The sequence below is a fragment of the Geomonas agri genome (assembly GCF_020179605.1).
Taxonomy (GTDB): domain Bacteria; phylum Desulfobacterota; class Desulfuromonadia; order Geobacterales; family Geobacteraceae; genus Geomonas; species Geomonas agri.
In genome coordinates, this window is the sequence record NZ_JAINZO010000001.1 from 1,342,915 (window position 1) to 1,356,259 (window position 13,345).

Genomic DNA, 13,345 nt, shown 5'->3' on the forward strand with positions numbered 1-13,345 from the left:
CATGAAGCAGCAGTCGCCTTCCGTGGCAATCGTCGGCCTGGGCGGGATCTTTCCCGACGCGCCGGAACTGACAACATTCTGGGAAAACATCCGTAACGCCAAGAGCGCGGCGCGCGAGGTCCCGGCAGGACGCTGGGCCCTCGCGGCTGACGCCGCTTTCCATCCCGAGGCCGGCAAGCCGGACCACGTCTACTCCAAGCGTGGCTGCTTCATCGACAGCCTCCCTCCCCTGTCCTCGCTTTCGGGGCTGCACATCGACTCGAAGCTCGCCGACGGGCTGGATCCCGCTTTCCAGCTGCTGCTGCACGCCGGCAAGCGCGCATTCGACAGCGCGGTAACCGCCAAGCTAGACCGCTCCCGTATCGGCGTCATCATCGGCAACCTAGCCCTCCCCAGCGAAAAATCCGCTGAGCTCTCCCGCGCCCTGCTGGGCCGCACCTTCGAGGAAAAACTCCTGGGGCACGCCGGTAATGATCCGATCCCCAACCCGCTCAATCGCTACGTGGCCGGGCTCCCGGCCGGGCTTCTGGCCGCCGCACTCGGGTTGGGTGGCGGGTGCAGCACGCTGGACGCAGCCTGCGCCTCCTCGCTCTACGCCATCAAGCTCGCCTGCGACGAACTTCTTTCCGGCCGTGCCGATGCCATGCTGACCGGCGGCCTGTCCCGTCCCGATCCGCTCTACACCCAGATGGGTTTCGCCCAACTGCGCGCCCTGTCGCGGCGCGGCATCTGCTCCCCCTTCGACGCCTCCGGCGACGGCTTGGTAGTGGGCGAAGGAGCCGGCATCTTCGTGCTGAAGCGCCTGGATGACGCCATCGCTCAGGGCGACCGGATCTACGGCGTTATCAAGGGAATCGGCCTCTCCAACGACGTGGGCGGCAGCCTCTTGGCACCCATGGCAGACGGGCAGCTGCGCGCCATGCGCTCCGCCTACGAGAAGGCCGGCTGGCAGCCGCAGGACGTGGACCTGATCGAGTGCCACGCCACCGGTACCCCGGTCGGCGACGCCACCGAGGTCGGCAGCCTCAGGGAACTGTGGGGCGACGTCTCCGGCAAGGGATGCGTGATTGGCTCGGTAAAGTCCAACATCGGCCACCTGCTGACCGCCGCCGGCTCCGCTGCTTTGACCAAGGTGCTCCTGGCCATGGCCGAGGAAACCTTGCCGCCTACCGCGAACTTCAAGCAGGCGCCGGAGAATTTCCGGCTGGAAGAGAGTCCGTTTAAGGTACTGCAGGGCGCAACCCCGTGGCAGCGTCGCGCAGACGGCGTGCCCCGCCGTGCTGCCGTTTCCGCGTTCGGTTTTGGCGGCATCAACGCGCACCTGCTGGTCGAGGAATGGCTCCCGTCTGGTGCGAGTGCCGTTGCCGCAGAGCCCCCGAAAAAGGGTGGCCCGGTGGCCGTGGTCGGGCTCGATGCCCGCTTCGGGAAATGGCAGGATTTGAAATCGTTCCAGTCCCGCGCCTTGGGCGGTGACACCGGTGCCAAGACCTCGCAGCCTAAAGACTGGTGGGGTGCTGAACAAAGCGCCTGGTTTGCCACCGAAAAACTGAAGGACACACCCTTCTCCGGCTATTACCTGGACGAGTTTGCCCAACCGACCGACCAGTTCCGTATCCCGCCCAAAGAGTTGGAGGAGATGCTGCCGCAGCAGCTCCTTATGCTGCAGTCCGCCGCAGCCGCCATCAAGGATGCGGGGATGGACCGTGCAGACAACCTGTGCGCCGGGGTCTTTGTCGGCATCGCGCTCGATCTGAACAGCACCAATTTCGCCTTCCGCTGGACTATCGCGGACAAGGCGAAGGCATGGGCGCGGCAGCTTGGCCTGAAACTCTCCCCGGAGCAACTGGAGCAGTGGGTCGAGCAACTGCGCGACCAGGCGGGGCCGGCACTCACCGCGAACCGCACCATGGGTGCTCTTGGTAGCGTGGTCGCCAGCCGCGTGGCACGTGAATTCCGCTGCGGTGGCCCCAGCTTCACCATGTCCAGCGAGGAAAGCTCCGGCCTGCGCGCACTGGAAACCGCGGTGCGCCAGTTGCAGTCCAACGAAATAGACCGCGCCATCGTGGGAGCCGTGGACTTGGCTGGTGACTTCAGGGCCGTGATCGGCCAGCACCTGAACCGCCCCTACTCCGGCTTCGGCAGCGCCACCCCCTTCGACCAGTCCGCCGACGGCACCGTGGTCGGTGAGGGCGCGGCCACCGTGATCCTGAAGCGCCTGGAAGATGCGGAGCGCGATGGCGATCGGATCTACGCCGTCATCGGCGGCGTTGGCAGTGCGAGCGGCGAAGTCATGCTTCCCGGCGTCCCCGCCTATCGTCACGCCCTGGAGCGTGCCTATGGCGAGGCGGAGGTCGCGCCCGCCAGCATCGGGCTCATCGAGGCCCACGGCAGCGGCAACGCGGCTGAAGACCGGATGGAAGCTGCCGCCCTCACCGAGTTCTTCGACGAGCCCGGCCCTGCCGCGCAGTCGAGACGGCTCCCCGTGGCCAGCGTCAAGGCCGACATCGGCCATACCGGCGCTGCATCTGGATTAGCCTCGCTGGTGCGTGGCTGCCTGGCGCTGTACCAGGAGATCATCCCGGGAACCCGTTCCGGCGAACGTCCCGTCAGCCAACTCTCTGGCAACGGCGCCCTCTTCCTCCCCAACGGGTCGCGTTACTGGCTGAGAAACCGCAGCGAAGGCGCGCGCCATGCCGGCGTCAGCGTCTTCGGCGTGGACGGCAGCGTAAGCCATGTCGTGCTACAGGGTTACGAAAACGTGCCGGAGCGCACTGCCGTCGAACGCGTGGCGCCGCTGGCGGGCTGGGACGAGTTCCTGTTCAGCGTCACCGGTGCGGATCGCCAGGAGCTCGCGGACGGTGTGCGGCAGTTGCGGGAAACAGCAGAGAAAAGGCCGGCGCCGGATATGGCCGTTCTTTCCCGGCGCGTTTGCAAGGAAAGCAGCGCTTCCGGCGCACCGCTGGCCGTGTCTATGGTGGCCCGCAGCGCCGATGAGCTTGCTTCCCTCTGCCAACAGGGAGAGCGGATTCTACGCTCCGACGCGGCCTACGCGGAGTCGGTGCTGCACCCGTCCCAGCGCGATCGCCTCTTCTTCACCGCCAACCCGATTGGCAAAAACGGCAAGATTGGCTTTGTCTACCCCGGTTCCGGCAATCATTTCGCCGGCATGGGAATGGAGCTCTCCGCCCGCTGGCCGGAGGTATATCGCCGCCAGGACGCTGAGAACCTCTACCTGCGGGAGCAGTTCCAGCCGGAGCAGTTCTGGAACGGCGCGTCCATCGACAGCGTGCACGAGAACCATCTCGCCGTGATCTTCGGGCAGGTGGCCACCGGATGCGCCGTGACCGACGTGGTGCAGCGCTTCGGGATCAAGCCCAATGCGGTAATCAGTTACAGCTTGGGCGAATCCGCCGGGCTCTTCGCCACCCGCACCTGGACCGAACGCGACCTGATGCTCACCCGCATGAAGGCCTCCACCCTGTTCACCCGAGATCTGGCAGGTGAATGCCGCGCCGCCCGCGAGGCCTGGGGCGAGCCGGACGGGAAGGAGATCAACTGGAGCATCGGCGTCGTGGACGCGCCCGCGCGCGAAGTGCGCCGCGCCCTCAAGAAAACCAGCCGTGTCTACCTTCTCATCGTCAACACGCCGGACGAATGCGTCATTGGCGGCGACGTGAAGTGGGTGAAGCATCTGGTGGCCATGCTCGACTGCCGCTTCTTCCCGCTGCAAGGGGTGACCACCGTGCATTGCGAGGTTGCGCGCCAGGTGTCGACCGCCTACCGCGACCTGCACGTCTTCAATACCAACCCGCCTGCCGGTGTGACCTTCTACAGCGGCGCAGCCGGGAGTGCCTACCAGGTGAATCGCCGCAGTGCGGCCGAGTCGATCCTCGCCCAGGCTGTCGAAGGGATTGATTACCCCAAGGTGATCGAAGCCGCCTACGGCGAAGGGATCCGCTACTTCATCGAGATGGGCCCCGGCGCTTCCTGCAGCCGGATGATCGGGCGCATCCTCAATAACCGTCCCCACGTGGCCCGCTCGGTCTGTCAGCCCGGCACCGACGCCAACTCCGGCTTGTTGCGGCTTCTGGCACAACTCACCTCAGAGCGCGTTCCGGTCGACCTGGATCCGCTCTTCGTTACCACGCCGGATCTTCCGGTGCAGGCATCGGTACTGGCATCCGAGCTTAAAGGGATTCGCTTCTCTACCGGAGGCGCACCCTTCGCGCCGAGCTTGCCGCAGGCCGGACAGGCTGCCCAGGTTACGGTAGTTGCAGCGACGTCTGCAGGGGTCAAAGCTCCTGCGGGACCGCATGTAGCGCAGCAGCCTTCAGGGATTCCTGCTCCGGCTACCACCGGTGCGACGGTAATGCCCGGCGTAAATAATCCGGTAAGTACGACTCAGGAGACAGCGGCTAATGCTGGCTTTACACCCGCTTCTCCGGCTATTGCGACGACAGTTAGCGCTGTTTCTCAATCGGTCTCCCAGCCGACGCAAAGTGCTGCGCAGTTCAAGGCCGCTCCTGCACCGGTCGCACAGGCTCCCGCTGTAGAACCGGTCGTCGATCCGCTGCTGAGCGACTTTGCCCGTGCCCGGGACGCGCACCAGCAGGCCCACGATACTTACCTCCGGGTTGCCAACGACCTGAGCCGGTCCATCGCCGACGCATTGTCGCTGCAGATCTCCATCCAGGAGCAGATGCTGGCTGCGGGGATACCGGTTGATCAGGATCTCTTGAACCAGACTGCTTATACTGGGGCAATGGCCGCGGCTGGGGCCAGCGAAAGGCAAATCCCCTCTGTCTCCCCTTCGCAAAGGGGAGGACGCGAGGCGCGTGCAGCATTTGACGGCGGCAGCGCGGTGGTTCCGACTTCTACTACGGCGTCCGCTCCTGCTACGGCTTTGGTGTCTGCTACTGCTCCGGTGCCCGCCCCCTACCCTGGCGCGCTGCCGGCACTGTACGACTACGACATGTGCCTGGAGTTCGCCATCGGGTCGGTGGCAAAGATGCTCGGACCGGAGTTCGCCGAGGCGGACAGCTACCCGACCAGGGTGAGGCTGCCGGACGTGCCGCTGCAGTTGGTGCACCGCATCGTGGCGCTCGAGGGCGAGCCAAAATCGATGACCAGCGGCCGCGTGGTCACCCAGCACGATGTTCATCCCGGCGCCTGGTATCTGGACGGAAACCGCATCCCGACCTGCATCGCGGTCGAGGCGGGCCAAGCCGACCTGTTCCTGTCCGGCTACCTCGGCATTGACTTCATCACCAAGGGACTCGCCGTGTACCGGCTCCTGGACGCCGTGGTGACCTTCCATCGCGAGCTTCCCGCGCCGGGAGAGACCATCAATTACGACATCCGCATCGAGCGCTTCTTCCGGCAGGGCGAGACCTGCCTGTTCCGCTTCCACTTCGAAGCGACCGTGAACGGGCAACCGCTTCTCTCCATGCGCAACGGCTGCGCCGGCTTCTTCTCCCAAGAGGAACTGGATGCCGGCAAGGGCATCGTCCGCGGCGCCATTGACCTGCGGCCCAAGACAGGTAAGTTGCCGGCTGACTGGCAGTACCTGGTCCCTATGCAACCCGCCTCCTACGATGCGCGGCAGTTGGATGCCCTGCGCTGCGGTGACCTCGCCGGATGCTTCGGCCCCCTCTTCTCGGGACTGCCGATCCAGCGCCCGCTCACAATCCCGGGCGGCAGGATGGAGCTGGTGCATCGCGTCATGGAACTGGTGCCCGACGGCGGCCGCTGCGGACTTGGTTTCATCCGAGCCGAAGCTGACATTCACCCGGACGACTGGTTCATCACCTGTCACTTCGTCGATGACCGCGTCATGCCCGGCACGCTCATGTACGAGTGCTGCATGCACACGCTACGCATCTTCCTGCTGCGTCTGGGCTGGGTCGCCGAGGCCGACGGTGCCGCTTGGCAGCCGGTCCCCGGTGTCGCCAGCCAACTCTGCTGCCGCGGCCAGGTACTGGAGACCACCAAGGTGGTGACCTACGAGGTTACGGTGCGCGAATTGGGCTATCGCCCCGAGCCGTACGCCATCGTCGACGCGCTGATGTACGCCGACGGCAAGCCGATCGTCGAAATCACCAACATGTCCGCGCGCCTGACCGGCACCAACCGTGAAGCATTGCTTCAACTGTGGCAGCGTAACAGGACGCAATCGCACAACGTTACTCCTGCTGTCGTGCAGGTACCCGCCTATGACCAAAAGCCGGCCATCTACACCAAACAGCAGATCCTGGCCTACAGCAACGGCAATCCTTCTGAAGGGTTCGGCGACCGTTACAAGGTCTTCGACAACGAGAGGAAGATCGCCCGCCTCCCCGGACCGCCGTTCCAGTTCATGGACCGCGTCACCGGCATCAAAGGCGAGCCGTGGCAGATGGTGCCGGGCGCCATGGCCGAGGCGCAGTACGACATCCCGGTGGACGAGTGGTATTTTGCCGCCGACCGTCAGCCGCGCATGCCCTTCGCCGTGCTCCTGGAAGCCGCTTTGCAGCCCTGCGGTTGGCTGGCAGCCTACGTCGGTTCTGCGCTTACCAGCCCGACCGACATCTCCTTCCGCAACCTCGGTGGGACCGCGGTCCAGCATCGCCCGGTGACGCCGGACAGCGGCACGCTGACTGCCACGGCTACCCTCACCAAGGCGGCCACCAGCGGCGGCATGATCATCCAGGAGTTCGACTTCTCGGTGGCCGACCGCCACGGTGTGTTGTACGAAGGCGACACCATGTTCGGTTTCTTCGCCAAGGAGGCGCTGGCCAACCAGGTGGGGATCCGTGAAGCGGTTCCGTACATCCCGAGCGCAGAGGAAGCCGGCCGTGGCCGGTCGATCCCCTACCCCGAGCAGCGTCCTTTCCCTGACAAGATGCTGCGCATGATCGACAGGATCGACCTGTATGTTGCTGATGGCGGCCCGGCCGGCCTTGGCTATATCAGGGGAACAAAGACGGTCGTCACTGAGGATTGGTATTTCAAGGCCCATTTCTATGAAGATCCTGTCACGCCGGGGTCGTTGGGGCTCGAATCGTTCCTGCAGTTGATGAAGTTTGCGGCCGTTGAGCGCTGGGGCTGGAACGAAGGTGATACTGTCGCTGCCGTGGCCCTGGAGCGCAAGCACCGCTGGCTCTACCGCGGCCAGGTGGTGCCGACCGACAAGGAAGTCACGGTCATGGCCTGGATCACCGCCGTCGATGACGCCAACCGCGTCCTTACCGCCGCAGGCTTCCTGTACGTTGACGGGCGGGCCATTTACCAGATGAACGACTTCACCGTGCAACTCGGACGAGGCTAACCCATCGTCCGCACTCCCTCTCCCCCCGGGAGAGGGCTGGGGTGAGGGTGCTGCAACCAGCAACCACCTCACTTCGTAGCATCGCCCTCACCCGCCCTCCGGGCACCCTCTCCCAATGGGCGAGGGGATGGGCAATGCAGGTTGAATGGTGGCAGATCATGGCAGCTCTCATGTCCAAACTCCCTCTCCCCCCGGGAGAGGGCTGGGGTGAGGGCGCTGCAAGTAGCAGCCACCTCACTTCGTGGCGTCGCCCTCACCCGCCCTTCGGGCACCCTCTCCCAATGGGCGAGGGAATGGTCAAGGCGTCTAACAATTTTATTCTCTGTGCCCTCTGTGGACCTCAGTGTCCTCTGTGGTCATGCTTTCAGGTTTTACGCATTCAATTCTTAAGGTGCTAGATGAAGTATTCCAAGGTATATATCGAATCTTTCGGTTACGAACTCGCTCCGGTGGTGGTCACCTCGGACGAGCTCGAGGCGCGGCTGGAGCCGCTTTACAAGACGCTGCACTTCACCCCGGGACAACTGCAAGCCCTGACCGGGATCCGCGAGCGCCGCTGGTGGGAGCCGGGCTTCCAGCTCTCCAAGGGCGCCATCGCCGCCGGGAAAAAGGCTCTGGCAACAGCCGGTATCTCCCCCAACGAGATCGGTGCCCTGCTCTACACCGGCGTCTGCCGTGAGCGCTTCGAACCTGCCACCGCCTGCCGCGTCGCCGCCGGCCTTGGCGTCTCGGGCAACGCCGCCGTGTATGATCTTTCCAACGCCTGCCTGGGCGTCCTGAACGGTATCCTCGAAGTCGCCAACCGCATCGAGCTGGGCCAGATCCGCGCCGGCCTTGTGGTCTCCTGTGAGAGCGCACGCGACATCAACGACGTCATGATCGCCAAGATGCTGGAAGACCGCAGCATGGAGAACTTCGCCAGCTCGCTCGCTACCCTCACCGGCGGCTCGGGCGCGGTGGCGGTGCTTCTTACCGACGGCTCCTTCTCCAAGTCCGGCCGCAGGCGGCTGCGCGGCGGCATCGCCCAAGCGGCGCCGGAACACCACGGCCTCTGCCTCTGGGGCATGACTCCGGACGGCAAGGGTGGCTATGAGCAATCGATGAGTACCGACGCGGTGAGCGTCATGAACTACGGCGTGGAACTGGGACGCCGCACCTGGGATGAGTTTCTCCCCGAGGTGGGCTGGCGGGAGACCGATGTTGACCGCGTCATCTGCCACCAGGTGGGGAGCGCGCACCAGAGCGCCATCCTGAAAACTCTCGGCATCTCGCTGCACAAGGACTTCACCAGCTACGAATTTCTGGGCAACATGGGGACCGTCTCCCTGCCCCTTACCGCAGCGCTGGCCGACGAGCGCGAGGTCCTTTCCGCCGGCGACAGGGTGGCCCTTTTGGGTATCGGAAGCGGCCTTAACTGCCTGATGCTTGGAGTGGACTGGTGAGAGACGCAGTGAAAAAATATTACCCCTTCACCGGCCGCACCCTCAACCTCGACGGCCTCGCCTACCACTACCTCGACGAGGGGACCGGCGCGCCGGTGGTCATGGTGCACGGCAACCCGTCCTGGTCCTTCTACTACCGGAACCTGGTGCTGGCGCTGCGCGACAACTACCGCTGCATCGTGCCCGATCACATCGGCTGCGGCTTCTCGGACAAGCCGGGCGACGACCGCTATGACTACACCCTTTCGCGCCGCATCGACGACCTGGAGCGCCTGATCGACTCGCTCGACCTGCAGGGGAAGATCACCCTCGTGGTGCACGACTGGGGCGGAATGATCGGCATGGGGTACGCGAGCCGCCACCCGGAGCGCATCGGCCGTATCGTGGTGCTCAACACCGCAGCCTTCCATCTCCCCAAGGAGAAGACCTTTCCGCTGGGACTGAAAATCTGCCGTGACACCATGCTCGGCACCCTGCTGGTGCGCGGCTTCAACGCCTTCAGCGTCGGCGCCTCCATAGTCGGCTGCAAGAAGAACCCGATGTCGCAGGAGCTGATGCAGGCGTACCGCGCTCCCTACGACTCTTGGCAGAACCGGATCGCGACGCTGCGCTTCGTGCAGGATATCCCGCTTGCTCCCGGCGACCGCGGCTACGACGTGGTGAGCGAGATCGCTGACGGACTCGATCGCTTCCGCGACCTTCCCATGGCCATCTTCTGGGGCGAGCTCGACTTCGTGTTCGACACCACCTTCCTGGCCGAGTGGCTGCGCCGCTTCCCCAAGGCACAGGTGAAGAGCTACCCTGACGCCGGGCATTACATCCTCGAAGACATGAAAGATGAAGTTGTGCCGATGATCGTCCAGTTCCTGCATCAGACCGAGCCCCAGGAGACTGCCTGACCGATGGCCGAGACCGAATTCGTCAACATTGCCGCGCACCTGCCGGAGATGGCCCGGCGTCAGCCGGACACCAGGGCGATCATCTTCCCCAAGGGGAAGCGGAGCCTCACCTTCGGCGAGTTGAACAGCCTGAGCGACAAGATCGCGCGCGGGCTGATCGCCAACGGCATCCGCAGCGGCGTGCGCACCGTGCTCATGGTGACGCCGAGTCCGGAATTCTTCGCCCTCACCTTCGCTCTCTTTAAGGTGGGCGCGGTGCCGGTGCTGATCGACCCGGGCTTGGGGATCAAGAACCTGAAACAGTGCTTCTCCGAGGCGGAGCCGCACGCCTTCATCGGCATTCCCAAGGCGCATATCGCCCGGAAACTCTTCGGCTGGGGCAAGGAGAGCATCCGCACCTGCGTTACCGTGGGCCCGCGCCTGTTCTGGGAAGGGACCACGCTGGCCAGGATCATCGCGGAGCAGCAGGACGACACCCCGTTCACCCTCGCCCCGACCCAAAAGGATGACGTCGCTGCCATACTCTTTACCAGCGGCAGCACCGGCATCCCCAAGGGGGCCATCTACAGCCACGGCAACTTCTCCGCACAGGTGCAGGCGCTCAAAGAGGTCTACGGCATTGAACCGGGTGAGATCGATCTCCCGACCTTCCCGCTGTTCGCCCTGTTCGCTCCCGCGCTGGGCATGACCGCGGTGATCCCGGAGATGGACTTTACCCGTCCCGGTTCGGTCGATCCGCGCAAGATCGTAGGGCCCATCAACGAGTACGGCGTGACCACCATGTTCGGCTCCCCCGCGCTCATCAATCGGGTGGGACGCTACGGCGTGGAGCACGGCGTGAAACTGCCGACCCTGCGCCGCGCCATCTCGGCCGGTGCGCCGGTGCCGGCCTCAGTCCTGGAACGCTTCACCAGCCTCCTCAATCCCGGCGTCCAGGTTTTCACCCCCTACGGCGCCACCGAGGCGCTCCCAGTCTGCTCCATCGGCAGCACCGAAATCCTGCAGGAAACCCGCAAAATCACCGATGCCGGCGGCGGAGTCTGCGTCGGCCGTCCCGTGGAAGGGATCCGCCTGGAGATCATCCAGATCACCGACAACCCCATCTATGGCTGGGACGATCTGCTGCGCGTTCCCACCGGTAAGATCGGCGAGATCGTGGTGCAGGGTGAACAGGTGACCCGCGGCTACTACAACCGCCCTGAATCCGACCACCTCTCCAAGATCATCGATCCGGCCACCGGCTCCTTCTTTCACCGCATGGGCGACCTGGGCGGCAGGGACGAGGATGGACGCGTCTGGTTCTGCGGGCGCAAGTCGCACCGCGTCGAGACCGAGGGAGGTCCCCTCTATACCATTCCCTGCGAGGCCGTCTTCAACACCCACCCCGCCGTGTTCCGTAGCGCCCTCGTGGGCGTCGGCGAGCCGGGTGCCCTCACGCCGGTGATCTGCATCGAACTGGAGAAGAACGTCAAGGTCGACCAGGAACAGATCCGCAAGGAGCTTAAAGCACTGGCGGAGGAGCATATCCACACCCGCTCCATCGAGACCATCCTGTTCCATCCGGCCTTCCCGGTGGACATCCGGCACAACGCCAAGATCTTCCGGGAGAAGCTGGCGGTCTGGGCCGCGGAGAGCCTGAAATGCGCGCGCTAGTCACCGGGGGAGGAGGCTTTCTCGGCTCCGCTATCGTAAGGCAGTTGCGCGCCCGCGGCGACGAGGTCGTCAGTTTCTCGCGTGGTGACTATCCCGAACTTGCCGCGCTTGGTGTCGAGCAGCGTCGCGGTGACCTCTCCGACCTGAACGCCGTGGTCGAGGCGGCACAAGGGTGCGACATTGTCTTTCACATGGCCGCCAAGGCCGGGATTTGGGGCGACTTCCAGGAATATTACTTGGCCAACGTCGTCGGCACCGAGAACGTGATCGCCGGCTGCCGCATCCTCGGCATCAGGCGCCTGGTCTACACCAGTTCACCGAGCGTTGTTTTCGACGGCTCCGACGTCGAGGGCAGCGACGAGTCGCTCCCCTACCCCGCCCACTTCGAGGCGCCCTACCCGCACACCAAGGCGCTCGCCGAAAAGGCGGTGCTCTCCGCCAACTCGCGCACCCTGTCTACCGTGTCTCTGCGGCCTCACCTGATCTGGGGGCCCAATGACAACCACCTGGTGCCGCGCATCGTCGCCAAGGGACGTGCCGGCGCTTTGAAACGCATTGGCACCCGATCCTGCCTGGTGGACACGGTCTACGTGGAGAATGCCGCCGAAGCGCACCTGAACGCGGCCGACCGCCTCAGCGCCGATGCCCCGCTCGCCGGAAAGGCCTACTTCATCTCCAACGGTGAGCCGATAGCCCTGTGGGACATGGTTAACGCCATCCTCGCTGCCGCCGGTGTCCCACCGGTCACCCGCACCATCCCTGCGGGGGTGGCGTACGCCGCCGGGGTCGCCTGTGAAATGGCATGGAAAACGTTGCGGCTGTCCGGCGAACCTCCCATGACCCGTTTCGTTGCCAAGGAGCTCGCCACCTCCCACTGGTTCGACATCTCTGCGGCCCGCAAGGATCTCGGCTACTCACCGCGGATCTCGACACAGGAAGGGCTGCGGCTGCTGCGCGCTTCGTTCGAGGCCGGGGCTTGAACCCGATCCCCGGATTGGAGGCGGTGCGAGCTCACTACCGGCTCGAACCGCTGCAGCGCCCGGAGCACGAGAAGAAGCGCCTTGTCGGATTTTTAAGCGAAAGCGAACTACAACGCGGTGCGAGGCTGCTTGATAGCATCAAGCGCGAAGAGTTCCTGGTTGGACGGGGGCTGCTGCGGGAAATCCTGGCTGGCCTCACCGGCGAGGAACCGGGACGCCTCCAGTTTGCGGAGGGAGAGTTCGGGAAGCCGTATCTAAAGGGCTGCCAAGGCTACGAAAGCTTGCGCTTCAATGTTTCCCATGCTGGCGGGCAGCTGCTGGTAGCGGTGTGTTACGGCGTCGAGATAGGGGTAGACCTGGAAGAAGTGCGGCAGGATCTGGCGTTTCGTCCCATGGCGGAGCGCTATTTTTCTGTGCGTGAGCGTGAAGAGCTGTTCGGGTTGGAGCCGCGGCAGCAACTGGAAGCGTTCTATCGGTGCTGGACTAGGAAGGAAGCCTACATGAAGGCCATCGGGAGCGGCTTCTCCCAACCCTCCACCGGCTTCGACGTGTCGCTGCGGCCGGGCCAACCGGCGATCTTCCTTGGCCATGCCTCCGTCCCCACCGAGGCCAATCGCTGGCGCATTCAGGACCTGGCGGTCCCAGCCGGGTATTGCGCCGCGCTGGCGGTTTTCACCCCTTACCCTTCCCCCTAAACGCCCGGTATGCCTCCATGTGACTTCTATACTTCACCAGGCTCACCTCGCTGTTCAGCCAGGCGTAGATGATGGCATTGGTCTCCTTGTCCCACTTGAAAAAGAGCCGGTGTTCCTTGGTCGGTTTGGCCCGGCGCCATTGCCGGTACGCATGCCCTTCGGCCTCCCCCTGGTAGTAGGCGGCGTGCTGCGGGTCAGCCGGTATCTCGTCCTTGATGGCCCGGTACACGCGCGCCAACAGCTTTGCCTGGGGCGATTCCTTGTACGTCTGCGGATTCCTCTCCTTCTCCTTGGCCACCACGACGATTAGTTCGTCCAGCACTTGTTCGAACGCGGCATGGAAGCGGATACGCGACTCGTTGCTGACCAA

General features: G+C 64.5%; 7 protein-coding genes. 6 read left to right on the forward strand and 1 reads right to left on the reverse strand.

Annotation, left to right across the window (positions count from 1 at the left end):
• Position 1 precedes the first annotated feature (1 nt).
• The 6 genes from K7R21_RS05770 (at position 2) to K7R21_RS05795 (ending at position 12,975) form a co-directional block, all read left to right on the forward strand.
• A complete protein-coding gene (locus tag K7R21_RS05770; RefSeq protein ID WP_224982326.1) occupies positions 2-7,306 on the forward strand; it encodes a beta-ketoacyl synthase N-terminal-like domain-containing protein in 7,305 nt (2,434 codons plus the stop codon).
• Positions 7,307-7,704: 398 nt separating this feature from the next.
• A complete protein-coding gene (locus tag K7R21_RS05775) occupies positions 7,705-8,748 on the forward strand; it encodes a 3-oxoacyl-ACP synthase III (protein ID WP_224982327.1) in 1,044 nt (347 codons plus the stop codon).
• Positions 8,745-9,647, forward strand: a complete 903-nt coding sequence (locus K7R21_RS05780; RefSeq protein WP_224982328.1) for an alpha/beta fold hydrolase — start codon at positions 8,745-8,747, stop codon at positions 9,645-9,647. Before K7R21_RS05775 ends, K7R21_RS05780 begins: the two co-directional genes overlap by 4 nt.
• 3 nt (positions 9,648-9,650) lie before the next feature.
• Positions 9,651-11,300 carry a fatty acid CoA ligase family protein gene (locus K7R21_RS05785; protein ID WP_224982329.1) on the forward strand — a complete coding sequence of 550 codons (1,650 nt, stop codon included), beginning with the start codon at positions 9,651-9,653 and terminating at the stop codon, positions 11,298-11,300.
• Complete coding sequence (locus tag K7R21_RS05790; RefSeq protein WP_224982330.1) at positions 11,288-12,280, forward strand: NAD-dependent epimerase/dehydratase family protein; 993 nt, start codon at positions 11,288-11,290, stop codon at positions 12,278-12,280. The genes K7R21_RS05785 and K7R21_RS05790 overlap by 13 nt, the downstream gene beginning before the upstream one ends.
• A complete protein-coding gene (locus tag K7R21_RS05795; RefSeq protein WP_224982331.1) occupies positions 12,277-12,975 on the forward strand; it encodes a 4'-phosphopantetheinyl transferase family protein in 699 nt (232 codons plus the stop codon). The genes K7R21_RS05790 and K7R21_RS05795 overlap by 4 nt, the downstream gene beginning before the upstream one ends.
• Here the strand turns inward: K7R21_RS05795 and K7R21_RS05800 are convergent.
• On the reverse strand, positions 12,953-13,345 hold the full coding sequence (locus K7R21_RS05800; RefSeq protein WP_224982332.1) for a type II toxin-antitoxin system YhaV family toxin: 393 nt from the start codon (positions 13,343-13,345) through the stop codon (positions 12,953-12,955). The genes K7R21_RS05795 and K7R21_RS05800 overlap by 23 nt on opposite strands.